The organism is Colwellia maritima (assembly GCF_022669015.1).
GTDB classification, from domain to species: Bacteria; Pseudomonadota; Gammaproteobacteria; order Enterobacterales; family Alteromonadaceae; genus Colwellia; species Colwellia maritima.
Genome location: NZ_JAKKSL010000007.1, coordinates 230,445 through 256,243 on the forward strand (window position 1 = coordinate 230,445; position 25,799 = coordinate 256,243).

Consider the following 25,799-nt stretch of genomic DNA (forward strand, 5'->3'; position numbering starts at 1 on the left):
ATGACTAGAGAAAATGATAAGTTGAGCCGCTTTAGCGAACAGCAGCGTGCTTTGTTAACCCTGAAATTACAACAGAAATTACAGCAGCAGATAGCTGTTGATACAGAGCCGGCAGCCTGTAACGATATTCCTGTGAATCGCAAATCGAGTACAGCTACACCCGCAGAACTTGGACTATGGCTTCAGGAAAGAATAGCTTCGGATTCAGCATATAATGAGTCGGTGACACTTGAGTTACATGGTGAATTAAATCACGAAGCGCTTCAATGGGCATTGGATCAAGTGGTTGCCGGACAACCGGCTCTGAGAAGCAGATATGAGTCTTCGATCGATGAACAGGGCGATATTTTCGTTACGCAACATATTGAACCACAATTGCATGTTTCTTTACCTGTAACTGCATTAAGTCCGGGGGATGTTCCTGATCAGCTTGCAAAACAACAGGCACGTCGAGGGTTTCAACTCGATCAGGCTCCGTTGTGGCGGGTGCAATTGCTCCATTTGGAAAATGGCTTGCACTGGCTGAATATAACAGTCCACCACATTATTTTTGATGGCTTCTCACAGTCGATTTTTCTTCATGAGTTGGGAACTTATTACAATGCTTATTTAGCCGGACAGCATTCAGAGGCTCCGGTTCGTGATCGCGCGTATCTATTACTGAGAGAAAAGCAGAACCGTGCAGCCGACGCAGACAATTTAGAGCTCGAACAGGCATATTGGTCAAAAAGGTTGAAAGATGTGCCTCCCCAAAGCCTGCCGCTCAATCCTGATCAACGGATGAAAAGTAGTTTCCGCGCTTCTGTACGTCATATTAATTTTGACCGGCAGTTTGCTGAAAAATTAACTGCATTTGCCCGTGCCCAAAATACCACAGTCTATACGATATTACTGTCTGCATATTATCTGCTGCTCTTTCATTATACCCGGCAACAGGATATTGCGGTCGGTATCGATGTGGCAAACCGAGAGCAGGAAGGGAGTGACGTTTTCATCGGGTGTTTTGTTAATCAGTTAGTGGTTCGTCATGAACTGACTCCAGAAGATGACTTTACAACATTTCTGCGTAAGGTTCAACATCACCTTACAGAAGCCTACCGCTATCAGGCGTTACCTTATGAGAGTCTGGTGAGATTGCTTTCCTGCCAAGATTCTCACTATCAAACGCCTTTATTCCGTAGTAAATTTATGATGTATCATAAACCGGATATTGCCTCTAAAATGGTTGGTCTCGATGTCGCATTAAAGACGTATCATCCCGGTTACTGTCCATTTGATCTGGCTTTTAGTTTCGAAGATGATAAGGGCGGGATCAGCGGGAGTGTTGAATATAGCAATGATATATTCTCAGCGCAGTCTATCGAACAACTGATAAATCACTACCATTTTTTACTTGAGAAAATCGTCGATGCTCCGGGAAAAGCATTGGCTGATTATCAGCTATTGACAACGACAGAAAGGCAACACTTGCTCATTGAATATAATCGTACTCAGGTTGATATTGGTCCGCCGCTGCCTGTGAATTGGTTGTTTGAAAAATATGCTAAAGAACAACCTGAGCAGGCAGCTATCGTAACCAAAGATACGCAGCTCAGTTATGGTGAACTTAATGCCAGAGCCAACCAGTTAAGTCATTATCTTCTTTCTTTGGGAGTGCAAAAAGATATTACGGTCGGGATTTACCTTGAACGGGGAAGCGATTTTATTGTTTGTATTCTGGCTGTTTTAAAAGCGGGAGGGGCATATGTTCCGATCGATACTGGCTTACCGGAGAAGAGAATTAAACGTTTGCTTGACAGTTCCGAAACCCATCTGGTGATTTCATCCCCTCAATGGTCGCATCAATTACCGGCGGGATTGCTGTTTTGTATAGATTTTGACGAAGATGGAGCTGAAATAGCGGACTACCCGACGACAACGCCGGATATACAGATTTCTCCCAATGATTTGGCATATGTCATCTATACATCCGGAACGACAGGCGAACCGAAAGGGGTTATGATCGAACATCGCAATTTGTACCATCTTGCCTGCCGGCAGCAGCGATATTTTTCGGTCGGGGCGGGGGCTCATATTTCACAAATGTCTTCGATCAGTTTTGACGGTTCGGTTGGTGAAATTTGTATGGCACTATTCCACGGTGCCACACTCTTTATGATGGATTGGGGACAGTTGAGTGGTTCAGCACTTTTAGCGGCAGTGAAGGAATATGAAATTGACGTAATGGTCACGGTACCGTCTCTTTTAGCTAACCTTTCGCCGGAAGATATCTGCGGACATTCAGGGTTGTCAATTGTCTGTGTCGGGGAAGTCTGCTCAACCCATCTGGCGAAACAGTGGGGCGATAAGGTTCGTTTTATTAATGCCTACGGGCCGACAGAATATACAGTTTATTCCCATCTGTTTGAATACCCCCCCACCGCCCATCATCCACAGAAATGACCCGAGTTCCTATTGGCAGGGCGATTGATAATACGCAAACTTATATTCTTGATGAGCAGTTACGTCCGCTTCCTGAAGAAGTTGTCGGAGAACTGTATATTGCCGGACATGGTATTGCCCGGGGATATCTGAATGATCCGGATCAAACCGAGCAGCGTTTTCTGGAGAATCCATTTCTTGTCAGAGACAGAGAGCGGGAAAACCATTTTGAAGAACCACTTATGAAAAGGGCTGCTGCCTTTCCGGAGGGCAAAATGTATCGCACGGGGGATTTGGCCTACTATCAGAGAGATGGGCAGGTTCAAATTGTCGGACGCGTCGATCATCAGGTGAAGTTCAAAGGTTTTAGGGTGGATTTGTCGGAAATAGAACAGTCACTTAAACAACACGCCGAAGTACGGAACTGTGCTGTCTTTGCTGAAAAAAGCACCGGACAGATCGTGTCGCGTTTGATATCCATCGTACAGTTGAAGGCTGAAAGTCTCCTCGTCGGTAAAGCAAACACAGGTGACGTTTTTCGGGGTTTCTTGAAGCTCGGCTCCCGCATTTTATGGTACCGCAAATCTTCATTGAAGTTGAACAGCTCCCTCTGATGGCCAGTGGTAAAATCGATAGAACCCGGCCGGAAAGCCAGTTTAGTGGATATTTAACAGAATCAAGATCATGTCTTTCTAATAAGATCATATTCGAGTCTGAACAGGAAGCATTGATGGCGGACATCTGGCAAGAGGTTCTGAAGGTAAATCATATTCGCCGCAATGATAATTTCTTCAAGGTCGGAGGCGATTCTATCCGTACGTTGCAGGTCATTGCTAGCTTGCAAAAACATAATATTACCTTACAGGCAGAAGATTTCTTTGAATATCCGACGATTGCTGAACTTGTCACGAAGATAATATCTACGCAGGTGCAGACGAGCGATTTGGTCTTTGTTGACAGCGGGCCAGTCGGCCCGGCTCAAGCGTGGTTTTTGTATCAAAATCTACCACAGGAAAATATTTATTACTGGGAAGTAACACTGAATCTGACGCAACAGCTTGAGACCAAGCATCTTCCGGCTGTGGTAGAAGCATTGTGTAAACGGCATGCTGCACTAGCGACGGCTTTTCGTTGTGAAAATGGTAGGCGGAAACAGTATCCGCAGACAGCAACTGAAATCGACGGTGACGATGAAAAGAACGTTCACCTGATAAGTTGCTCAGTGGAAGAGTGGTATGAGAATAAACAGGTGCGGATGCAGCCAATCGTAGCCAATCTCGATATCAGGCAGGGTCGTCTGCTACAACTGGCCGTCGTTGGTGAGCTCGGGAGTGCCGGACAGTTGGTTTTTATCATTCATCACCTGGCTGTTGATCTGCTTTCAATCGATATTTTATTGCAAGATTTTACCCGGATATACCCGAAGAGATATGTCCGGTTATTCGCCGTACAAGCATTTAGAAGCATCAGCAGACTTTGAACGGTTGGCTTACCGGCCTGGTCGCAGAAACTGGCTGATAAAAGCAGAGCTGAAGGCCGGTCAGAATCCGCAGATGACGAATACGCAATGCAAAGAGCAGATATGGCGTCAGTCCCCGGGCAGGAGCAGCTAACATGGACTGTTGATTTACCGGCCGGCAGGCACGTCAATGTCAGCTTTGTCAAAAGATTATCAGGCATCCGGACAGGCATTGATCAGCTGCATTTTGATTGGCGCATTGCAAGATAGCCTCCTTTTAGGATCGATGTTCAAAGTGCATGTTGAACAGCACGGCCGGTATGGCGACACGACAGAAATCGAGACAAGCCGTGCGGTTGGTGGTTTACTCGGTTACAAACTTTATCTGTTGAGCAGGATAAGCATGTGAGTTTGAAAATGCTGAAACAGTGGCTTGGCCGGATGGTTGACAGACAGGATGAACAATCACTTGCTCAGATATTAATTAATTACATGGGAGAACCGGATCGTCTTATATCGACCAATCCTTTATTTGACATTGCGTCGTCGTCACTGCATCTGGTCAGCAGCACATTACAGCCGCTACCATATTTACTGGCGTTTGACTGTTATGTGCAGGCAGATAAGCTAGAGATTTTGGTTAAATACAGCGGAACGCAGCTAAATCGACAGAAACTTGGTGTACTGGAACAGGCGATCCACAATAGATTCGCGGAATTGATCCGGCAGGAAGAATCGACATTACCGATGATGGCTGAAGATTTCCCCTTGGCTGCTGCCGTTATAAAACAGCAACCGGCAGACTTTTTGCCACAATTACGGCGGCAGATAGGGCGGATAGATGACCTTTATCCCCTGTCACCCATGCAAAGCGGGATTCTGTTCCAATCGCTGCTTATGCCGGGATCCGGTATATACATCAATCAGGTAGGCCGGAAGGTTGAAGGGCAGTTGTCACCTGAGCACTTTATTCGAGTGTGGCAGATGGTGATGTCTGAATTCGCGAATTTGCATAATGGCTTTGTCTGGGAAGCTCTCAGTCAGCCTCTTCAGTTTAACTCGGGAATACGCGATGTTCCCTACACGGTGAAAGACTGGCGTAATTTCACACCGAACCGGCAACGTGAGCTGCCGGAAGAATCTGCTGCAGCTGTTCGAAGTCAAGGATTTGATTTGTCACAGCCACCGTTGCAGCACCTTTTGATTGCACGTTTATGTGAGAATACCTACCAATTTTTATGGAGTATTCATCACTTGCTAGTGGATGGTGGTCAACCTCAATCTTGATTGACAAAGTCCTCGGGCGTATTGGTAGCCGGACTGGAGAAGATTTACAGCGTGACGATTCTGACTTATTTGAAGCCAATCCAGAGATACCGGGATATGCGGCATTCATCGAGCAGGTGATCCAAAACCAAAATAACGCACAATCTCCGAATTTTTGGCGTACATACCTTACAAAACCTTTGCAGCCTAACCGGCTGCTCGTTTCGTCGTCCGCCCGGAACCGTTCTTGGCGAGCCTCGCAATGGCAACGTAAGACACTCCGGCTTTCAGATAAACTGACCAACTCTCTTATTCAATTCGCAAAATGTCAGCATGTTACGCTTAATACGGTGATTCAGGCTGCTTGGGGAATTTTGTCAGGTCGTAGGAACCATACCGATGACGTGGTTTTTGGGCAGGTATTTTCCGGGAGAAGTCGCATGTCCGGTCAGATTCATCAGGCTGTTGGTTTGTTTATCAATATGCTGCCTGTCCGGATCTCAGTGGACAAGACTCAGATGATAACTTCGTACCTGCAACAGGTTTACTCGGCAACGTGCCGGCTACAACGATATGAAACAGATTCATTGCATGATATTCAGCGATGGGCCGAAGTGGGACAGATCAGTGACCTGTTTGATGCTGTTCTGGTTTTTGAGAATTACCCGGTCTGTGATGTATTGGGTCAGACTCGGGATACAGCAAGGTTATTTGACATCGAAGTTCGTGAGCAGACCAATTATCCTTTGACTGTGATGGTGAATCTGGCGGAAGAGTCCCATAGCCAGTATTTGACCTTCGATTTTATCTATAACGCCGATTTGTTTTCCAATCAGGATATGGCCGGAGAAGCAGTGAAGCAGTTGAGTCGGGATTTTGAACAGATTTTGACAGATCTGCCGGAGCCCAGTGATTGCCTGTCAAAATTTTTCCGGATGAATTGTCTTCAACTAACACCTTATTACAGCTTTCTCAAAGCCCAGAACCGTATGATACAGACGACAACCATTCCATGGACCTGATCGGACTGTTCGAGACTCAGGTCAGGAAGACGCCATCTGCAGTGGCACTGAAAAGTGCACTTGGCCAAATGAGTTTTTCACAATTAGACCATTACGCATGTCTCCGGCGAATTACCTGCTTTGGATTCTGGTGTCACACCCGGAGAGGTTGTTGCCGTCATCATGCCGGGTTCAATGGAAGCTGTTGTCAGTATTCTTGCGATACTGAAAGCCGGTTGTACCTATCTGCCTCTTGAAAGCAGTACGCCGGCAGAGCGGAAATACTACATTCTTGATAACGCCGGATGTCACTGTATGCTTCACTGCGATTCTTCAGATTCGCATGAAAATCACCGACTTCTCGATAAAATGAACTGTATTTCATACAGTGAATTCGAGCAGATGCTGCAAAAAAATGAAGAAAGAGACGGGGCTGAAGCCGGCGTGATTTTGCAGAAAAAGGTTATTTCTCGCAGTGAGATTGCCTGTTTAACATACACGTCAGGCTCGCAAGGGGTTCCTAAAGGGGTATTGTTGCCTCATTCGGCAATTGTCAATCGCCTGAAATGGATGTGGTGCCGGTTCCCGTATTCGGAGCAAGATATCTGCTGTCAGAAAACCTCACTTAGCTTTGTTGATTCGGTTTGTGAGCTGTTCAGCCCATTATTACAAGGGATTCCACTGTTTATTTTCACCGAAGAGCAGATAAAAAATCCTTATCTGATGATAAGCATACTGCAACGAGAGAAGATTACACATATTGTTCTGGTGCCATCTTTGCTAAAGATTTTCGTTGACCAGGCGCCTGAGCAGGTTCAGCAGCTTAAGCATCTGATCTGCCGGACAGTCAGCGGCGAAGTTTTTCCTGCAATGTTATACCGTCGGTTGAAACAATTGTTGCCTGATGTCACCGTCCTCAATTTGTACGGCTGTACCGAAGTTATGGCGGATGTATGCTGTTTCGAAGCCTCTGGAGAAGAAATCCTGACAGACAGTGTTCCCATTGGCCGGGCGATTTCCGGTAATGAAGTTTATCTACTGGATGAGAATCTGTATCATACGGCCATTGGTGAAACAGGAGAAATTTATGTTGCAGGTGAAAATCTCGCCAGAGGTTATCTTCATAATTCATCACTAACCGAACAGGCATTTATCGAAAATCCATTTATCGGTAGGGCGGGTGCAAATATTTCGGTTAGGGGGAAGTGGCAGAAAATGTATCGCACAGGTGATATTGCACGTAGATTGCCGAACGGAGAGCTAGAATTCATCGGTCGTTGCGATCGGCAGCTCAAGCTACGCGGACAGCGGTTCGAACCGGAAGAGATAGAAACGATTCTGTTTACTGACAGCCGTATCAGCCAGGTGGCCTTAATGCCCAGAGAGTATATGGAATATCCCGATTTGGTAGCTTTTTATCAATCGACACATCACGAACCGCTCTCCGAGTCTGTATTCCAGTCACAGTTAAAGGATAAGCTAGCTCGTTCCATGTGGCCGACCGTGTGGATTTACCTGAACGAATGGCCTGTTTTAGCCGCCGGTAAGACCGACTATCTGGCGTTGAAACGTGAATTGGACATCAGGCAGCCTGATGTAGCAGGTAACGAACGACAAAATGATGTTTTCGCTCGGGTGAAACAATTGTGGCAACAGGTGTTGCAAAAAGAGATTTCAGATGTCGATAAAACATTCTTTGAACTTGGGGGAAACTCATTGTCACTTATCCAGTTACATGGTTTGCTGAAGCAGAATATCACGCAAGATGTTCAGCCGGCAGATCTGTTGCAGTATCCGAGCATTCGCTATTTTTCTGATTACTTGGCAGGTCCCCCACGCTTGGATGGTAATGTCGGAGACAGTAAAAATCCTCGTAACAGGGGAGAGAGCAGACGCAAGGCTGCACACCGGAAATACCGGCAGACACGTCGGGTTAAATAACCGAAAATGTGGCTTTCAGTGCGTAATAAAAGCCAGAGATAAATGATTAAGGATAGTTTTGATGGATGTGGGTACAAATAACGGCAAGACTGAAGACAAAAGCGATATTGCGATTATTGGTCTGGGATTGAAATTCCCCGGTGCTGACAGTGAACAGGTATTTTGGGATAACTTGGTGTCGGCCAGAGAGTCGATCAAGCGATATGATCTGAGTATGTCGGAGAATAACCTTTTTGAGCATGCCAGAAACCATACGCAGGACCGAGTGGGTGCTGCTTTGGAGTGATTGAAGATATTGCATATTTCGATGCGGATTTTTTCGGTTATAGCAATAAAGATGCCGAACTGTCAGATCCCAGCAGAGACTGATCTTTGGAACTGGCTTGGCAGACTCTGGAAAATTCAGGATACTGTGCAGAAAAATATCCGGGTCGCACCGGTATCTATATCGGAGCGGCCAACAATACATATAGTTATTATCTGCAAAGCCGGCTTTCCAAGCTTCCGGATATAGGTCTTTGGCTTGACTAGGGGTATTGAATAATACTGACTATATCAGTAGTCAGATTTCTTACCAGATGAATCTTAAGGGGCCTTCTTATACCATCAGAACAGCTTGTTCATCATCACTTGCTGCGGTTCATTTAGCTTGTCAGGCATTATGGAATTATGAGTGTGATATGGCATTGTTTGGTGGAGTGACGATTCGTGTTCCCAAAGAGACTTCATATCAATATGTCGATTCGGGTATTTTGTCTAAGGATGGTCATTGTAAGGCGTTCAGTGCGCAGGCTACTGGTACGGTTTTTAGTAATGGTGCCGGTCTTATCGCTATTAAAAGATTGAATGATGCGGTAAATGATGGCGATCAGATTCTTGCGGTGATTAAAGGCACGGCCTGTAATAATGATGGTGGTATAAAAGGTTCATTTACTGCTCCTTCGGTTGAAGGACAGGTTGCGGTAATAGAGGAAGCTTTGGCACATGCCGAAGTATCACCAGATGATATTGACTATATTGAAGCCCACGGAACGGGAACCGATTTGGGAGACATGATCGAACTGACCGCACTAGAAAAAGTGTTTACCCGGCGGAAGAGGAATAGACAACCGCTTTTGATTGGTTCGGTAAAATCTAATATCGGTCATCTGGATGCAGCTTCTGGAATTGCGGGTCTGATTAAAACCGTTTTGGCTCTGAAAAATTGTCAGCTTCCGGCAAATCTTCATGCAGAATCTCCACGGGAAGAATTCGGACAGCACGATTATCCCCTCAGGCTGAATCGGTCTCTTACACCATGGCCTCACCAATTTGACGGTGTGCGTTGTGCAGGAGTCAGCTCTTTTGGTGTCGGCGGAACCAATGTACATATTGTATTGCAGCAAGCACCTGAATCTATGCCGTTAAGGATGCCTGATAGTGGATACAGTCCGGCAGACGATGATTTTTATACTTTCCGGTTGTCAGCAAGAAACTGGCGGGATCTGGACGGAGTGGTCGGGCAATTGGAAAACTTTCTCCTTGAAAAGAAACAGGATTTTGAACGACAAGATACCCCCCTTCAGTATCAAGGAACTGTCGGTAGCGATACGGCACCACTGGTTCTGACAGACCTTTCTGGTACGCTTGAACAGGGCAGACGGGACTTTTCTCACCGTTTGGGGATTGTTTGTGATAGCTACGATGCTCTCATTCGAGGTTTGCAGAAAAGCCGCAATTTGATTGCACAGGCGTCAGCCGGACGTCATTCCTCTCAGACCGAAGGACATAAAGATACGTTACCCTCGGATGATTGCCTCTTGTTTTTGGACCAGGTGCCGGATCAACCTCGTTTATTGCTTCTGTTTCCGGGCTATCATCAGGACTCGATCGCCTGTGTCCGTAGTTTTTACGTCTCTGATTTGCAATTCCGGGAAGAAATTGACCATTGTTTCAAGGTAGCACACAGTGTGTATGACGGCTTTCCAGAATCAAGCAGTATACTGAATATGGTGGATATAAGTGTGGGCGGAGATGGCAATCAGAAGCCTGACGGGGATTTATCTGCGGCTGAAAGGCTGTGTACATTTATCGCCGAATATGTTTTTGCCCGGATCCTGAACCGGCAAAATATCCATCCGTGTGGCAGTTTCGGTTCAGGTATCGGTATACTGGCAGCAGCCTGCATTAGTGAAGTTATTGATGTTACTGATGCATGCCGCCTGCTAGCAGTCTGGGAAAAGAAGGACTTGCTATTTACAATACTTCAGAATATGCCTTTCAGAGCGACACTTTATCCCGGTTTCGAACGGGACCGGATCTTGGCAAACGGCTGAAGAGACGTTATCAGCGGCATATTGGTTCACTCAATTGACTGGTCAGACTGACTTCCGGGCATGCACCAGTTTATTGTCAGACTATGAGGTTGCAGATGTCGTTGAAGCCGGACATGAGCAGAAACTGAGCCGCGCCTGTTTCATCAACCGAACCTGCCGGAAGTACAAACGGAGCACATGATCACCGGATCCAGTTATCAATACTGGCGGAAATCTCTGCTTCGGTTATGGACAAGAAGACCTGCCACATCTTTACCTGGTCACTATACTTTCCGGCGTATCATGCTGCCGACCTATCCGTTTCATCGTCAGAAGTACTGGTTATCCGATCCAAAGAGCGCTCCCTCAGACAGGGATGCATCAACGACAAACCGAGAGCAGCCCGATTGACAAAATATATAATTACAGTCAGTGGTTTTTTACGCCTGGCCGGATGCGTGATTATCAGCAGATGCATTGTCACCAGGGTAAAGTGACAAAAGGGAGTCATGTATGGTTGCTGCCGGGGGCCAACGAAAAACAGTGCGAGGTGTGGAAACATGCGCTGACGTGCAAAGGTATCCGGATGGTCACAGTATTCCCTGCTGAGGAATATTGCTGCTACCGGAACGATCATTACTCGATCAATCTGACCAGGCAAGCTGATTTTCAGCAGTTATTCTCGCAGCTGTCTTCAGCCGGACTTGAGCCGCACAATGTGATTCATCTGCTGAATCAGGGGAGGTTTAATTCCCGACCAACCAGTGAGGTATACAATTCATTCTATAGTGTGATATGGCTTGCTGCGGCACAGGCTGATAATTCTGCAAATCCGAGAGGATTCTTTATTGTTTCAAATAATACCCATATGGTTCTAGGGACTGAGCAGATGGCTGCGGAACGTGCAATGCTAATGGCCTGCATCAGGGTTATTCCACAGGAATATCCTCAAATTTATTGTAAAAATATCGACATCGACGATAGTGAACAGGATACCTTGAAGCAGGAAACATTTGAACTATTCTATACAGAAATCAACCGGGAAACAGATGAGCGGATGATAGCTTATCGGAATGGAATGCGCCGGAAACCCACATATCAGCGAATGACTCACTCTATGGAGCAAAGATCGCTGTTGCCAAAACAAGGTGGGGTTTATCTTGTCCGGGAGGACTGGGCAGCTTTGGTCTAATGACCGCCGCCTACCTTGCCAGAAAAGGAGCAGCAACGGTCGTACTGGTTCACCGAAGTACGTTTCCCGGCCGCGAACAGTGGGACGAATTATTAGCAACACTTGCTCATGATGAATTAACGATAATGAAAATTCGTCAGCTAAAGGCTATTGAAAAAACAGGGTGTCGGCTGAAGTTGGTTCAGGCGGAGCTTGGTACCAATTACTTATCGTTATTTCAGATTTTTGAGGATTTGGTCAAACAGTATAATCATATTACCGGCGTGATCCATACAGCCGGAATTACCGGACCTGAAACCCATTTTTCTGCAGAACAGGTGAGCATTGAATTAAGCGAAAAGATTTTTACCAGTAAAGTTGATGGCGTGAGGCACTTAATGCAGGCTATTGAGCATTTTAGCCCTGTTTTTTGTCTGCTGACATCATCACTTTCTCCTTTTCTCGGTGGTCTAGGGCTTTCAGCCTATACCGCTGCTCACTGTTTCATGGACATGACCGTTGCCCAGAATCATCTGAAACAGCATCTCTCATTTCAAAAGTCTCAGGCAGACTACTTGCCAACAGACGATAGCTTGTCAGAGCCGAAGCAGTCGACAATCGTGCGGACGATAAACTGGGAAGGTCGGGCACCGATGGATTCTGCTCTGTCAGACAATGCGACCGGTAATTCGGTCAGTCGCTTTTGGATGTCCGAAGAGGAAGTGGGGACATGCTTGGAGCAGGTTTTGAAAGAGCATCAACCTCATCAGGTAATTGTTGCAACAGGTGATATTGAATCCAGAATGAGACAATGGCAAAACTTTTCAAGAAATTTCAGGAAAAACCTATTGGATCACACCTCAAGTTTACGGTCGGAAACTACGGTGGAGACTGCTGAGGGCCAAAATAATGATGTCGAACACTCTAGTTATTCTTTGGATAACATTAGTGAAACATTAAGGGGTTTGGCCATTGAATTATTAGGGGTTCAATCACTAAAAGATACCGACAGTTTCTTTAATTTCGGGGGAACATCACTGACTGCATTACAATTCCGGGACGAATTCAAGAAATATTTCAGCAGCGAGTATCGATTGAGAGTTTTTATAACAGTCCTACCATTCTGGAATTGGCTCAGATCATCTATTACCAGATGGATAAAAACAAACTAAAACAAATTGAAAGTATACTTGAAGAAATTGAAGACTTGGATGATGAGGAATATTAAGATGAAGAAGAAAATTATTATATTGAGTTTGTTTTTACCGCAATGGAATCCGTTTCAGATTTTCCCTCTATTACCTATGTTTAAGGGTTATCTTACACACCATGATTTCAACGTTAAAACTGTAGATGCGAATATTAAGTTTTACCACTGGCTTCTATCTGAAGATTTTCTGCAGCTATTGGAGCTCCATATCAGTAGTTATGTGAAAGAAAACCCAGTGACTGGGCAGTGCCGTGAGGCTATAGAACATCTACAATCTGTGATAAGCGAGCCTAAGCAGATATTTGATCTTATTAACAGCATACGTAAAAAAGAAGTGTTTGATGATGAGCGGCAACGTAATCATATATTGAATACCTGGGAAAAATATTTGTCTTCAATCTCGACACTTTTTTCGCCAATGCAGCTCAGTTATCGCGGACTTAAATTTGATTTGCCGAAACATCCACAAGCTATCATAGATTATTGTCAGTCGGAAAAAGGAAGTCTATTCCGGCTTTTCTACTCCCACGTATTGTTTGATCAGATTGCTGATTTGGCGCCGGATGTAATAACAATCTTTATTATATCCAATGAGCAATTATTGCCTAGTTTGATTTTTTGCCACCTGATTAAACGTTTTTTTCCACAGATTCATTTATGTGTTGGTGCTCCATTACTGGTGGAGCACTTTAAAACAGCCCCCGGATTTGAACAGCTTTTGCCACAGGAGATCGATTCGCCGGTTATCGGTTATCACTTTGAACCTTTTCTTGAATTGCTACAGGCACTGGAGCATCACCGGCCGATACCGGATCACCCTTATTTGCTGCGCAATATTGATCAAGAAAAGCATAAATTAATGGCACGGGAAGCGACTTTCCCTGAAAAGGGATATCCGAAGGATTATTCGGATCTCGAACCTGCTGATTATTTCCACAATTCATCGATTTAAGCCGTGAATAACCGCTCATAGTTTTATTTGATTATTAAAAAAGAAAATACCGTTGTGAAAAAAATATATCCCGGATACCGGATCGAATTGAAACATTAATAAGTCGCAATGCCCAAAATCATGCAGAACATGTAGCATTGATTGCGAATGATGAAAAGCTGACCTACGGAATGCTTGAGCGTCTTTCAGATAACCTGTGTCAGGAAATCATTCAGCACCAGGCAGATATTGACCATCCGATTGCTGTCTGTCTTCCTCCTTCACCTGAATTATTCGTGAGCTTGCCGGCGATACTGAAATCAAATCATATTTTTATGTATTTGCCGCCGAATAACACGTCGCTACAGAAACACTATTCTACATTGGCTGAGCCGAGCCTGATTATAGGAGAGCAAGAATTTCTAACTGAACCTTGTCTAGATTTGCCTGTAATATCCTGTGATTTGGCAAGGCTAGGTGATTCATTTCCCGAGATGCATTCAACGTGTATATGCCCTGATGCATCTGACCGAAAATCTCCCGCAGCGATTCTATTTACTTCGGGAACAACAGGCTCATCTAAAGGGGTTCTTTATGATCACCGAGGACTTTTGAACCTGATCCGGCTAACGTTGGGTAATCAGGAATTAACTATATTACAGCTAACATCGCCGCTGTTCGATGCTTTCTGGGTCGAATCACTAAATGCTTTATTGAACTGCGGGACGCTTATCCTCCCTGACAGGGATAACCTTCAGCCACAATATATTTTCAATCTGATCAGAAACTACCATGTTAATTTTATGGTGATAGTAACCTCTTTCCTGCGTACTTTTCCCGTCCGGCCAGATTGGGTGGATCCAGGGCTGACAATATATTGTGTAGGAGAGTCCTGTTCTCCTGAGCTTGCGAATCAGTGGTCGAAGCTATGCTGTTTCTACCATGCTTATGGTGTAACGGAAGCCGGGATTTGTTCGCACCATTATCGGGTGGATGCCACAACTCCTTCGCATAACTCTGTGCCGGTGGGCAAACAGGTCGAAAATATATATTGCTATCTGCTCAATGAAAATATGGAACTATGTGGTGTCGATAATGTAGGGGAAATATATATCGGCGGAGATTGCATTGCATTAGGGTATTATCGACAACCGAATTTAACCGAAGAGTGCTTTGTTGCCGATCCCTTTGTAAATAGTACAAGTACAATACAGGGGCATCGTCAGAGAAAAATGTTCCGGACTGGTGATTTGGGGCGTTATGATCATAATGGCAATTTAGTTATTGTAGGGCGTCGGGATGAACAAATAAAAATTAGAGGCATCCGAATAAATTGTGACTTGCTAGAGCAGCAGCTCATTGATATGCCCGGTGTCGAAAATGCTGCGATTGTTCCCTTAAATAATAAAACAGATATAGCCGCATTTATTTCGATTCAACACGATTTTATCTTTGAAGAAGCCGAACAGAAATATATTGATAGCCGGCAACAACTGGCAGATAACCTCGACTATCATCAGGAATATGACGATGAATTTAATATCGCCGGTTGGCATTGCAGTTACCGTAATAAGCCTATTCCTGATGTTGAAATGCAGGAACAGGTTCATCTGGCGGTAGAACGAATTTTACGGCTGAAGCCTGGTAATGTTCTGGATATCGGTTGTGGCACTGGCCTGCTTTTGTATAAAATTTCTCCTTTCTGCGAAGGATACTGGGCTTCTGATATCAGTGGTCAGGCTATCGATCAGATTTGCAAACGCTTGTCGGTGCCGCCTTGGATTGAAAATGTTACAACTTTGCATCAGCTGACCTACGATTTTTCAATTTTCGATTCGCAGGTATTTGACACCATCATAATAAATTCAACTGTACAGTATTTTCCGAATATCGGTTATTTGACTCGACTGCTTGAAAGACTGTGCAAGTCAGTTGGGCAGGGACAGATTTTTATTGGAGATGTTAAACATAACCAATTACAATCTATCTTTCAATTCGACAGAATGAAACGAGACAATTCATATCATGAAATACAAGTCAGTCAGATATTTGAAGAAATAGAAATAGACCAACCGACAGAGCAGCGAACTGTCGATAGCACCGGAATATTTTCACAGGCTCGGACAGATGATTGATTTAATAAATCATGTGCAGGTTATGCCAAAAACAGGTAACTACGATAACGAACTCAACAATTTTCGGTATGACGTAGTTCTTCATATTCAGACACCCGAAAAGCAAGCAAAGCAGATGGAGTTTTTGCAGTGGGGCAAGGATATCGTTTCTTTGGAGCAGCTTGAAGCCTTTCTAAAGCGTTATCCCGAGAAAAATATCTGCTTGATGAATGTGCCGGATAAGCGTAAGTCAGGAGCTTTGGATTTATGGCATTACCTGATAAGCAGGACTGGTAACGAAACGGAAATACTTGCCGAAGCGATTGCATCTTTTGAAGCAGCTGATAGAAAAAATGCGATACCTATAGAACCTGCGACTCTTATTCATATGGGAGAAGAGCTCGGTTATATTACTGAGCTGAACTGTTTGGGATGTTCGGATGTACATCAGTTTGATATTGTTTTCTGGCAACCATCAGACTATGGTAGTCAGTTGGATTTTTCAGCTATCCGGCTGACGGAAAGACAAGATTTATCAATCCCAATAGGGTTCGTAGATTTGTTCTCTGAACGTTTTGCAAATACTCCGTACTTTACTACTCGGGATTCATTTCTTGTTAGTCAAATGACAGCAAGGGTTGCGGAGCTGTTCGAGGGACAGTGGATGCCCCTTCAATGGGTAAAAATTATAGGACAGTTACCGCTCGGCTATACCGGAAAAAAAGACCGCAAAGCCCTTGAAAAAAAGGCTCTTATTACAACAAAAAACAAACCCAAGTATGTAAGACATTTACCGGACGGTCAGCTCTATAATCCGCAAGAAACTGACGCTGAGAAAATTCATTCAGGCACGAATCTATTGGTAAGTAAAGAGGAGGCCCCTTCAGCACCCATACGGCAGGTTGTGATAGGCATTTGGCAAGAAGTGCTTGGTGAAGAAGTGCTGAATTTAGATGAAAACTTTTTTGTACTTGGCGGACATTCTCTTAAAGCTGTTCAGATTATCAGCAGGCTGAATCAAATTTATCAAAGCGATCTGAAAGTTGTTGATTTGTTGCAGAATCCTACACTTCAGGCCCTGGTTGGTATTGTTGAACGCCAATATCATCATAGGCATACTATTTTCTCTGAAACATCCCCGTTGAATACTACAACATCGGAAATACAGCTATCAGGTGTATCTGATCAAGTTATCACCAGTGATGAACTAACTGATAGTGCAAAACCAACAGTCTCTTATACGCAAAGACGTTACTGGTTTTTAGAACAACTAACTCCGGAAAGTTCTGTTTATAATCTGCCTTTACAAATACGTATTCGGGGGGCATTAGATATTTCTTGTCTGAAATATTCGCTGAAAGCAATCGGTCAGCGACACCAGGCCTTAAATACACGAATTATCCTGGATGATGATAATGATCTCATTCAACTGACAGAAGGCCCTGTGTTTGGGGAGTCACTGGAATATCAGAATATCAATCATCTTGATCATCAAAGCCAGGTCAGTTCTATCGATGATACCGTTGAACGTTTCATCAAACAACCATTTGATTTTGCTGCCGGCCCTTTACACCGCTCGATGCTGATTCGGATTTCTGAAACAGAACATTTGTTGCTGATTACATTGCACCATATTATTGCTGATGGATGGTCTTTGAATATTCTGCTTCGAGAGTTCCGGCATTTTTATCAAGCCCGTATGAACGGGGAAGCATGTTTACTGTCCGCACCAAAAAATCATTATATTTCATATAGTATATGGCAAAACCTCTGGGCCGGAAAACGATGAGGCGAAGCAACAGAAACGTTACTGGCTGCGCAAATTAAACAAAATAAATCCATTTGAACTGCCGACTGATTACCCCCGGCCAATTCCGAATAGGCATAGGGGAAAAACCTTATTTACACTTCTGGACAGCCCTAGCCTGACTGCATTAAAGAAGCTTGCTGTACAGAAGGATTGTACATTGTTTATGGTTTTAATGACTTTATTTAAGGTTTTGTTATGGCGACATGCTGATCTGGATGACCTTTCAATCGGAACACCGGTTGCCAACCGTCATAGGCTTTCGGATGAACAAATTATTGGCAGTTTTGCTAATACACTTGTTATTCGCAGCCTGCTCAATGAAGACTTGACGTTTGAACAAGTACTTGAGCAAGTTCGGACAAATTTGTTAGAAGCCTATCTTTATCAGGATTATCCTTTTGAAAAGCCGGTAGAAGATATTCAGCCTGAGCGGGATTTGGGTCGTTCTCCTATTATTCAGATCTGGTTCTCCTATTTTAATACCGATCTTGACAAAGTTCTTATCGGCGATCTGGAACTGGAGGAACTGGAGACCGGAATTTCTGGAGCTAAGTTTGATTTGTCGTTATCCCTGACAGAATCCGGTAACACACTGAAGTGTGCCTGGGAGTACAATACGGATCTGTATTGTCACGAGACTATACAAAGGCTGTCTGAACGCCGGAGTGTTCTCATTCATGGGATTTTGTTGTCACAAACGTTAGCAATCGGTGACTACAGCATGCAATCAACAGAAACAAAGAGAATTGAAGGTCTGTTGATGCAGGAGGATGCTATTGTCGGCCATAGCTTTACTTCTGACGATAGCAGTCCTTTTTCTCTACTCCAATGTTTTGATAAATGGGCAAGTGTTTCATCATCACGTATATGCTTGATTGATGATACGCACCGACTTACCTATAAGGAAGTCACCCAAGCAGGTTAATAGCATTGCTTCTGCGCTTATTAACTTGGGCATCGTCCCTGGCATGCGGGTAGCAGTACTTTTGCCCGAAAAAATTGAAACATCTGTTGCTCTTTTATCCATTTTCCGGATCGGAGCATGCGCTGTTCCTATCAGCTGCGATTATCCCAGTGATCGTATTCAATACATTATTAAAGATGCAGGTATTGATCTGTTGATTTACCATCAGGAGACAGCTCAGGATATTCTTGAACAACTATCATCTCATATTTTATTTTCTACATTGCAGTTAAACCGGTCGGACTTACCGGTAGCGGTAGAAGCACTAAGCAGGACTCTGTCGAATAGTGCTACGGCCTACATCATGTATACCAGTGGTACCGAAGGGTGGCCCAAAGGCGTAGAGATTACCTATCAATCCGTTAATATTCTGATACAGGCACTGGCTGAAAAGTTAAGTTTTACCGACCAGTGTAAACTGCTTTCTTGCTCTTCGGTCGGTTTTGATATTTTCATGCCGGAGTTATTGTTGCCACTGTCGGCCGGAGGGGAGCTTTATCTCGTTTCGTCCCGGCAGACACGAGATCCCGGTTGGTTGATCAATATCATGGATGCGGAGCATCCGTCTCACATCCAGGCAACCCCGTCGTTATATCGAATGCTTGTTAATGAAGACTGGGTGCCTGAGCGTACATTAACACTGCTGTGTGGGGGAGAAATGTTGACAGAACGGTGGCGGAAGCATTACTTCATGGCGGTGCTCGTCTTTACAATATGTATGGACCGACGGAAACAACAATTTGGTCAACTTCAGCAGAGATTTGTGAGCCACATAATGTCACCATTGGTGAACCTGTGCCGGGTACAAATTGCTATGTTCTGGATCGACAGCAACGGCCTTTATGCAGTGGTATTGTAGGTGAACTTTATATCGGTGGTATGGGCGTTGCGAAAGGATATATCAACCTGCCTGGTCAGAGTGCTGAAAAATTTCTTTCTGATCCTTTCAGCAAACAAACCGGAGCTAGAATGTACCGGACTGGAGATTTAGCGCGGGTCGATACGAATGGAAAACTTTACTTGCTTGGCAGAAAAGACGCCCAGATAAAGCTTTACGGTCACCGGATTGAATTATCGGATATTGAAAGAAATATGGAGCGTTGTCTTACCATTGATCAGGCTTGTGTTATTTTCTTACCGGAGATACAAAAAGACAGTGGTCGTATGATTGCGTTCTTTACGTCGGATAAAAACGAGCATGTTAATACGGGGTTGTTAAGAAAAATGATGACCCGCTATTTACCAACCTATATGCTACCAAACCCGATCTTTCAGCTTGAAACTATGCCGCGTACAGTCCATGGTAAGCTCGATAAGAAGGCATTGTTGAGTGATTATCTGACTTTCTCCGCGCTCTGTCAGACGTTCAGGGAATATCTCCGGGAAAAACTGGTTACAAAGTTGCGTCAGTACTATTTGGGCTGAATCGCCGGGAAATATTGGAGCATACGAAATTCGTCCGGAAGATAACTTTTTCTCTGACTTGGGAGGTAACTCTCTAATGGTTCCGCAGATAATGTCTATTATACGCTTTGGTTTTCATATGAGTCTGCCGTTGAGGACACTATTCGAATCTCCTGTACTGAAAGACTTTTGTGTTCGCATTGAAAGAGCCAGAGAAGAAGAGCCTATTATCATATCCCCGCCGGAAAACGGTTACAATAAACAAACAGGGTGCCGTATGGCACTTTCAGTGCGTCAGCAATATATTATAAAACATATCTCCCATTCAGATATACCTGTTGATTACTATAACAGAGCATTGAGCTATGAAATTGTGGTGGATCCAAAGACTGACCGAGATGATCTGGACCATACTACGATGAACCGGCGTATGGGGAATATTATCAGTCAATGTGAAATATTCCAATATCGTTTGGTTAAAAATGGGGATGATGAGTTTGAGTGGTCTTATTCCAATGATACCGAGCCAGAGATTGTTTACCAGAAAATTCAGGCCAGTCAACCAGAGAATGAAAGCATTATTCCGGTATTGCAGCAACATCGGAAGAAACCGTTTGATCTTAATCGTCAAGCGCTGATACGGGTTTTACTGCTGCAACTGAGCAATGAAAATCATTTGACAAACCGATACGTAATCCAAGTTGTTGGTCATGGGCTTGTCTGTGATAGCAGAACGCTCGAACTGGTTATACAGTACCTCTTAAACGGGGAGGGGCTGCAACAGGTATCCGAACAGATGGCTGTTCAGTATCGCCGTTTTGTTGAGTGGATGGAAGAATGGCTGAGAGGGCCAGTCGCCCGACAGCAGAATCGATTGTTTGACCAACTGGTCGTAAACATAGGCTCGTTGTTCGACAAATATCATGGTAATAATGCACCCGACTACAACTTTATATACCAACCTTTTGCACACAGCCGCGTATTACAGCTTACACCTGAATGTCAACTTAAGATCAAAACACTGGTAGACAGAGTGGGTTGTTTGAAAGAAATTATCTATTTATCAGCTTATTTTAAACTTTTGCAAAAGTATGCAGACGTTTTAGCGGTCAAACTGCCACAGGATGATACGCAAATAGACCCTGTTTTACAGAATAATCCCGTAACTATAGGTTGGCTGATCGATCATCGAGATTGGGCCGGGGCTGAATCTGTTGCAGGACCATTGGAAAATATTCTATTGGTACAAGCTGAGTTTGAGCAATATGTTACGGATCAAAAACTGGTATCCTTGATATCGGACGCTTATCATCAGGCATACTTTTTAAGAGATGTCAGTAGCCGAAATTTGTTTGCCCGTCAACCGGGTGAAGTGCAAATGCTCTATGCAGCTACATTTTCATCACATTTACTTGATTCACGAGTTTACGGTAGAACCAAAAGTGAGCTAGAAGGCAAGTTACATCTACAATTTGTCAGGACAGAAGGGAAAGAGGAACGACTGGAGCTGAGGTTAAACCGGCAGATTTTTATGTTAGAAAATTTGCCTTTGCCGGCGTTTGATATATTGGTAAATGATTTTGAGTCAATTCTGGAAAATTTAGAGTTTGATGTATATTAGTTGAGTTCTGTGTGAACATGAATAAGGAAACCGAAAATATGTCTAAAGTAGAAAAAAAGTTTTTTTTAAAATCGGAAGTCAGAGTCGAAGCTCTCGTTAACCAATGGTATGCCTGGTTATATACAGTTTCTCCGGCAGCAGCTGCGCGGTATTTTGTTCAACGGCAGATTCCTCTGCTCAAGTCCTATTTAAAAATGCCTAAGTTACATTCTGCGGGAGCACGTTCTTCGAAATTGGAAGGCGGAAATTTTGTAGATTTGGCGGAAGAGCATATTGACGAATGCCAGGTGTTGCTTAACGAGCTGCTTTCACAGCAAAATACGCTGAACCTTTCGGAGGCATTGCATGATTTAAATCGTTTGCTGCAAAGTCATCCGGCAGAAAGTAGTCTAACAGATATATATCCGGCGATTCCCGAGCCTTTGAAAGGGTATGTTGAGCTGACTTTTGATATGTTTAATAACTTGAACTACCGGTTGATAGAAGCACTATTATATCAAAGTGATTATTATCGTACCGATCGACAAAGTCTTTCTTTGGATCTCAATCAGCACACACGCGCTTTTACTTTGAGTACGCCTAGAGTAGAGTTGCCTGGGTATCATTGGCAAGTTGCTTTCAATGATGAAAGAGTTGATAAGTTATTCCGGGCCGAAGAGGAGTCTCTTACATGGCCGGAGATCAAAACGATTCTGTCTGTCAGTGAAGAAGATGAAGAAAAAGTCCGAACATTATTTACCTATGAGCGGTCAACGAATAAAAGGGGCGCAAATATCAATAGATCTGTTCGGCAAGGGGAGTTGCAGTGCCATTACTTCGGTCATGCTTGTGTGCTGCTAGAAGCTAAGGGTAAGAGTATACTGGTTGATCCAGTTATTAGTTACTACGAGAAGACACAACCGGATAGGCTTTGTTTAGGGGATTTACCTGCACATATAGATTATGTACTTATTACTCACGGGCATATGGACCATCTCAATCTGGAAACCTTGTTGAGAATTCGATACAAAGTTGGAACAGTCGTTGTGCCTGCGACCACTAATGGACAGCTTCAGGATCCATCCATGAAACTGATGTTGGAAAATTGCGGTTTTAACAATGTAATTGCGCTTGATAATTGTGAGTCGATTTTTTTCCTGAAGGTTTTATTCAGACCGTTCCTTTTTTCGGTGAACATGCCGATTTGAATATTCAGGCAAAATGTTGTTATTTGATTTCAATTGAAGAAATTAAGATCATGTTTGCAGCGGATACCTGTAATGTAGAACCTTCACTTTATCAGCATTTCTTCAGACAAGCAGGAAAAGTCGATTATCTCTTTGTTGGTATGGAGAGCGTAGGGGCTCCTACTCATTGGATTTATGAACCGGTTCTAGCAGAAAAATTATCAAAAACTGCCAATGAATCTCGTCGGTTGAATGGGAGTAATGCTGTTCAGGCGGAGGCTCTGGTCAAAGCACTCGGCAGCCAGAAAGTATTCATCTATGCTCTGGGGTCGAATCGTGGTTGTCACCGTTGATGGGGCTAACCCATACCGAAGACAGCGAACAGCTTCAACAAGTAAGTCGATTCATCGATAGTTTAACGCCTCAGGGAATAGATGTGAAATTACTGTTCGGAACCTGCTGCGTTTTTTAATATTAGGGAAATGACCTTTATATTAATTTTTTGAGGCAGGTTGATGTCGCTGATTTTTCTTTTGCAGGAGAGACAGCGACTCTAAGCCCTGTTTGATCAATTCATTGCTGAGACCGAAATCAATCAGACAGGCGACTTCATCAATGTCTGCCTTTTTTAAGCGAAGCAACATTTTTTGACAAGTAGACTGCGTACCGATAAGTGTTTTGTTTGTCAGAAAATACTGATAGATTTCATTTGCCTGCGTATTGCTGTCCCATATGTTATCTAACGTATCAGAAAGATTGCTTTCAATATACTGTTCGCTCATTCCGAGAAAATTTTTCAGATAATCTGACAGTGTATGTCGGATTTTTTCCGAAAGAATAATATTTTCAGCCTCTGTTGTATGTGAAGAAAATAAAAAAGTATGCATCATCAGCGTGACTTTGCCTTTTTTCCCTGGGTGGTATCGTTCTAAGGCGGCTCTGTAGCGACGAATATTTTTTGCACAAACCTCAAGGTCACAGGTGATTAGTGATGTTAACACATGGATACCGAGGCGACCGGCCTCTTCAAACATCTCGCCGGTGTTAGTGGTTAACCAAACAGGAATAGACTTGTCGTGATAAGGACGGGGATAGGTCAGGATTTCTGTGATTTGTTGTTCTCCGTTTGGTAACATTTGCTTTTGCCCACGCCATAACGATAAAACGGTTTCCATTCGTGAAAATAATTCGTGCTTTCGATGTAGATATTCTTCTGGTGCCAATACAAAGTCATTGCTGTGCCGGCCGCTAGCGAATCCGACACCTGCCCGTCCTTTTGATAGCTGATCCACGAGAGCCCATTCTTCGGCTACCCTCAATGGGTTGTGTAAAGGAAGAACAACGCTTCCCGATCTGATCCCTATCCTGTGGGTCTGTACTGCAATAGCAGCAGCCAGAACAGCAGGGTTGGGATGAAGCGCACCGAGGTCTAAAAAGTGCCTCTCAGGCAACCAAATTGCGTGAAAACCAGATTCATCAGCGTACCGAGCGGTTTCCAATATGAATTGATACTGATCTGCAAAATAGTCATTTGGCCGGCAGAGAAATAGAACAGACTGATTTTGATCTGCCGGTCTACTGTACTATAACCGGATGAATGTTCGGGAGCGGTGTTGATGTGGTCAAAGTTCAATGGTATATTTTTCTCCGGAGGTTTTTTAGAAAGGCAGCTTTCTGTTTCTGGGTCAGAGTTTGATATCTTTGTTTTAATTGATGATAGGTATGGTCATTTTCCATGAAAATTTATCCTAAATTGAGTTTTTATGATTGAGGAAATTAGAACTCATCGTATTTTTAATCTAAGCGATTTTAATTCCCCGTCGCTTGCGACGTAAAACCTTTTAAACCTAATGCCCTCTTCGTGATACGGATTTTAGCCTAAGCGAAGGCTTTGACGTGTGGTTATTCATATGTATAGCTCCAATTCGTTTAGGATAAAGTTTTTGGACGGGCTTGTTCAACAATTGGGGGAAACTGTTGTTGAACAAGCTATCATTATGTATTAGTCGAAACTTGATCGTATACCGCTACGTTCATTGTATCTCTGGAAGTTTGAATAATCTTATTGCATGCGCTACTACAGCAATATGTTCTGAGTCTTCATTAATGTCCAAGGCCGCAGCGATTCCTGAGGCAACTCTAGAATGACTAATAACTTCAAGCGCATTGTTTTTGATTAGACCATACCATAGAAATCCTTCCTCAGTGCTTGCAAAAAATTGAAGGTTACCCTCTTTTTCAAAAAGCTCTACATCGAAGTTATAGCTTTGTGATTTCGATTGATCGGAGAGAAGATTAGTTGAAGCGATCAAGTCTATTGAGGATTTTGTAACTTTATATAACCATAAATTTTGATCGCTTGATCCTAAGGAGCAGTTAGCTAATAGCAAGTGTTCTCCTTTGATTGCCAAGTTATTTATTCCTAGTTTCGCGTTTTTGTTGTAACGCTTTCTGACAATAACTCTTCGATCGAGTACATCTAGAATTGTAAGATCTCCGTCCTCAGATCCTGTAATTACTGTTCGATCCGAAAAGGGTAATAACCCACGTATATTATGCAGGTTCCAGGGGTTACTCGGATTTGCAGGTGTGCGAACATTTATAGAGTGCAAGAAGTTAATTTTTTCTCCGTCGATAGTCCATATGCTCACGTGCCCGTATTCATGGCCAATCGCAACCAAACTAAGCTCCCCTGTTAGCAAGGTTGCCGAATTGGCCGTGCCTAAATTCTCTGCATATTCTACCGTCCCATTTAGCGTCAGCAGGTTATTACTTATTGACCAGATCGCGAGACTGCTTTTGTCATTTGAAGTCAAGAGCATATCTCGATTGATCAGGCTCAACATCTCGACACCCTTTGCAGAAGGCGTCATTGTTGCTTGTACTAGTATCGGTACAAACTCTGAAGGACTCACTGGTTGTCGAAAAATAGAGATAGATCCATCCCGGCCGACCAATAGCTAAGTGTGAGTTTGAAATCCAATCGATTGATTGCGCCCTATTAAATGTTGTTTGAGGTTTCGGTA

At 43.8% G+C, this 25,799-nt stretch carries 20 protein-coding genes and 2 pseudogenes; 20 read left to right on the forward strand and 2 right to left on the reverse strand.

All coding sequences use genetic code 11. The features are described from left to right. The 20 genes and pseudogenes from L3081_RS25360 (at nucleotide 1) to L3081_RS25440 (ending at nucleotide 23,126) form a co-directional block, all read left to right on the forward strand. A complete protein-coding gene (locus L3081_RS25360) occupies nucleotides 1–2,442 on the forward strand; it encodes a non-ribosomal peptide synthetase (protein WP_274620761.1) in 2,442 nt (813 codons plus the stop codon). Beyond that, on the forward strand, nucleotides 2,439–3,035 hold the full coding sequence (locus L3081_RS27625) for an AMP-binding protein (protein ID WP_274620762.1): 597 nt from the start codon (nucleotides 2,439–2,441) through the stop codon (nucleotides 3,033–3,035). Before L3081_RS25360 ends, L3081_RS27625 begins: the two co-directional genes overlap by 4 nt. Continuing rightward, on the forward strand, nucleotides 2,993–3,901 hold the full coding sequence (locus L3081_RS25365; protein WP_242289408.1) for a condensation domain-containing protein: 909 nt from the start codon (nucleotides 2,993–2,995) through the stop codon (nucleotides 3,899–3,901). The genes L3081_RS27625 and L3081_RS25365 overlap by 43 nt, the downstream gene beginning before the upstream one ends. 102 nt (nucleotides 3,902–4,003) lie before the next feature. Beyond that, complete coding sequence (locus L3081_RS25370; RefSeq protein ID WP_242289411.1) at nucleotides 4,004–4,150, forward strand: hypothetical protein; 147 nt, start codon at nucleotides 4,004–4,006, stop codon at nucleotides 4,148–4,150. A gap of 147 nt (nucleotides 4,151–4,297) precedes the next feature. Beyond that, on the forward strand, nucleotides 4,298–5,167 hold the full coding sequence (locus L3081_RS25375; protein ID WP_242289511.1) for a condensation domain-containing protein: 870 nt from the start codon (nucleotides 4,298–4,300) through the stop codon (nucleotides 5,165–5,167). After that, the gene (locus tag L3081_RS25380) at nucleotides 5,164–6,168 is read left to right on the forward strand and encodes a condensation domain-containing protein (protein ID WP_242289413.1); all 1,005 of its coding nucleotides are present in this window, start codon (nucleotides 5,164–5,166) and stop codon (nucleotides 6,166–6,168) included. Before L3081_RS25375 ends, L3081_RS25380 begins: the two co-directional genes overlap by 4 nt. A 120-nt stretch (nucleotides 6,169–6,288) precedes the next feature. Beyond that, on the forward strand, nucleotides 6,289–8,088 hold the full coding sequence (locus L3081_RS25385) for a non-ribosomal peptide synthetase (RefSeq protein WP_242289414.1): 1,800 nt from the start codon (nucleotides 6,289–6,291) through the stop codon (nucleotides 8,086–8,088). 61 nt (nucleotides 8,089–8,149) lie between these two features. Next, nucleotides 8,150–8,374: a beta-ketoacyl synthase N-terminal-like domain-containing protein gene (locus L3081_RS25390; protein ID WP_242289415.1), complete on the forward strand. Its 225-nt coding sequence runs from the start codon at nucleotides 8,150–8,152 to the stop codon at nucleotides 8,372–8,374. Nucleotides 8,375–8,624: 250 nt separating this feature from the next. Continuing rightward, the gene (locus L3081_RS25395) at nucleotides 8,625–10,403 is read left to right on the forward strand and encodes a beta-ketoacyl synthase N-terminal-like domain-containing protein (RefSeq protein ID WP_242289416.1); all 1,779 of its coding nucleotides are present in this window, start codon (nucleotides 8,625–8,627) and stop codon (nucleotides 10,401–10,403) included. A 433-nt stretch (nucleotides 10,404–10,836) separates the two neighbouring features. Continuing rightward, complete coding sequence (locus L3081_RS25400; RefSeq protein WP_242289419.1) at nucleotides 10,837–11,574, forward strand: Rossmann-fold NAD(P)-binding domain-containing protein; 738 nt, start codon at nucleotides 10,837–10,839, stop codon at nucleotides 11,572–11,574. Next, nucleotides 11,574–12,725 carry a beta-ketoacyl reductase gene (locus tag L3081_RS25405; RefSeq protein ID WP_242289421.1) on the forward strand — a complete coding sequence of 384 codons (1,152 nt, stop codon included), beginning with the start codon at nucleotides 11,574–11,576 and terminating at the stop codon, nucleotides 12,723–12,725. The genes L3081_RS25400 and L3081_RS25405 overlap by 1 nt, the downstream gene beginning before the upstream one ends. Nucleotides 12,726–12,782: 57 nt before the next feature. Beyond that, on the forward strand, nucleotides 12,783–13,715 hold the full coding sequence (locus L3081_RS25410; protein ID WP_242289422.1) for a hypothetical protein: 933 nt from the start codon (nucleotides 12,783–12,785) through the stop codon (nucleotides 13,713–13,715). Nucleotides 13,716–13,813: 98 nt separating this feature from the next. Then, on the forward strand, nucleotides 13,814–15,829 hold the full coding sequence (locus L3081_RS28795) for an AMP-binding protein (RefSeq protein ID WP_338027503.1): 2,016 nt from the start codon (nucleotides 13,814–13,816) through the stop codon (nucleotides 15,827–15,829). Continuing rightward, nucleotides 15,822–17,597, forward strand: a complete 1,776-nt coding sequence (locus tag L3081_RS27640; protein ID WP_274620763.1) for a condensation domain-containing protein — start codon at nucleotides 15,822–15,824, stop codon at nucleotides 17,595–17,597. Before L3081_RS28795 ends, L3081_RS27640 begins: the two co-directional genes overlap by 8 nt. Nucleotides 17,598–17,640: 43 nt before the next feature. After that, complete coding sequence (locus L3081_RS27645) at nucleotides 17,641–18,543, forward strand: condensation domain-containing protein (protein ID WP_338027504.1); 903 nt, start codon at nucleotides 17,641–17,643, stop codon at nucleotides 18,541–18,543. 43 nt (nucleotides 18,544–18,586) lie between these two features. Next, nucleotides 18,587–19,422, forward strand: a pseudogene (locus tag L3081_RS28800) (AMP-binding protein); the annotation flags it as partial. 39 nt (nucleotides 19,423–19,461) lie between these two features. Continuing rightward, nucleotides 19,462–20,007 carry an acyl-CoA synthetase family protein gene (locus L3081_RS28805; RefSeq protein WP_338027498.1) on the forward strand — a complete coding sequence of 182 codons (546 nt, stop codon included), beginning with the start codon at nucleotides 19,462–19,464 and terminating at the stop codon, nucleotides 20,005–20,007. A 28-nt stretch (nucleotides 20,008–20,035) separates the two neighbouring features. Further along, the gene (locus L3081_RS25430) at nucleotides 20,036–21,607 is read left to right on the forward strand and encodes a phosphopantetheine-binding protein (RefSeq protein ID WP_338027505.1); all 1,572 of its coding nucleotides are present in this window, start codon (nucleotides 20,036–20,038) and stop codon (nucleotides 21,605–21,607) included. 38 nt (nucleotides 21,608–21,645) lie between these two features. Further along, a complete protein-coding gene (locus L3081_RS25435) occupies nucleotides 21,646–22,794 on the forward strand; it encodes an MBL fold metallo-hydrolase (protein WP_242289430.1) in 1,149 nt (382 codons plus the stop codon). Beyond that, on the forward strand, nucleotides 22,791–23,126 hold the full coding sequence (locus L3081_RS25440) for a hypothetical protein (protein WP_242289433.1): 336 nt from the start codon (nucleotides 22,791–22,793) through the stop codon (nucleotides 23,124–23,126). Before L3081_RS25435 ends, L3081_RS25440 begins: the two co-directional genes overlap by 4 nt. 141 nt (nucleotides 23,127–23,267) lie before the next feature. Here the strand turns inward: L3081_RS25440 and L3081_RS25445 are convergent. Then, nucleotides 23,268–24,290: pseudogene (locus L3081_RS25445) on the reverse strand (MupA/Atu3671 family FMN-dependent luciferase-like monooxygenase); the annotation flags it as partial. Between the two features lie 516 nt (nucleotides 24,291–24,806). Next, nucleotides 24,807–25,646 carry a hypothetical protein gene (locus L3081_RS25450; protein WP_242289436.1) on the reverse strand — a complete coding sequence of 280 codons (840 nt, stop codon included), beginning with the start codon at nucleotides 25,644–25,646 and terminating at the stop codon, nucleotides 24,807–24,809. Nucleotides 25,647–25,799: the final 153 nt, after the last annotated feature.

Bases quoted from the DNA above. Each gene is read 5' to 3' on its own strand.
- L3081_RS25400 (WP_242289419.1), top strand. From the start codon at position 10,837: ATGCGTGATTATCAGCAGATGCATTGTCACCAGGGTAAAGTGACAAAA.
- L3081_RS25390 (WP_242289415.1), top strand. From the start codon at position 8,150: ATGGATGTGGGTACAAATAACGGCAAGACTGAAGACAAAAGCGATATT.
- L3081_RS27640 (WP_274620763.1), top strand. From the start codon at position 15,822: ATGATTGATTTAATAAATCATGTGCAGGTTATGCCAAAAACAGGTAAC.
- L3081_RS25435 (WP_242289430.1), top strand. From the start codon at position 21,646: ATGTCTAAAGTAGAAAAAAAGTTTTTTTTAAAATCGGAAGTCAGAGTC.
- L3081_RS25375 (WP_242289511.1), top strand. From the start codon at position 4,298: ATGCTGAAACAGTGGCTTGGCCGGATGGTTGACAGACAGGATGAACAA.
- L3081_RS25365 (WP_242289408.1), top strand. From the start codon at position 2,993: ATGGTACCGCAAATCTTCATTGAAGTTGAACAGCTCCCTCTGATGGCC.
- L3081_RS25370 (WP_242289411.1), top strand. From the start codon at position 4,004: ATGGCGTCAGTCCCCGGGCAGGAGCAGCTAACATGGACTGTTGATTTA.
- L3081_RS25360 (WP_274620761.1), top strand. From the start codon at position 1: ATGACTAGAGAAAATGATAAGTTGAGCCGCTTTAGCGAACAGCAGCGT.
- L3081_RS25450 (WP_242289436.1), bottom strand. From the start codon at position 25,646: ATGACGCCTTCTGCAAAGGGTGTCGAGATGTTGAGCCTGATCAATCGA.
- L3081_RS25405 (WP_242289421.1), top strand. From the start codon at position 11,574: ATGACCGCCGCCTACCTTGCCAGAAAAGGAGCAGCAACGGTCGTACTG.
- L3081_RS25410 (WP_242289422.1), top strand. From the start codon at position 12,783: ATGAAGAAGAAAATTATTATATTGAGTTTGTTTTTACCGCAATGGAAT.
- L3081_RS28805 (WP_338027498.1), top strand. From the start codon at position 19,462: ATGGGCGTTGCGAAAGGATATATCAACCTGCCTGGTCAGAGTGCTGAA.
- L3081_RS27625 (WP_274620762.1), top strand. From the start codon at position 2,439: ATGACCCGAGTTCCTATTGGCAGGGCGATTGATAATACGCAAACTTAT.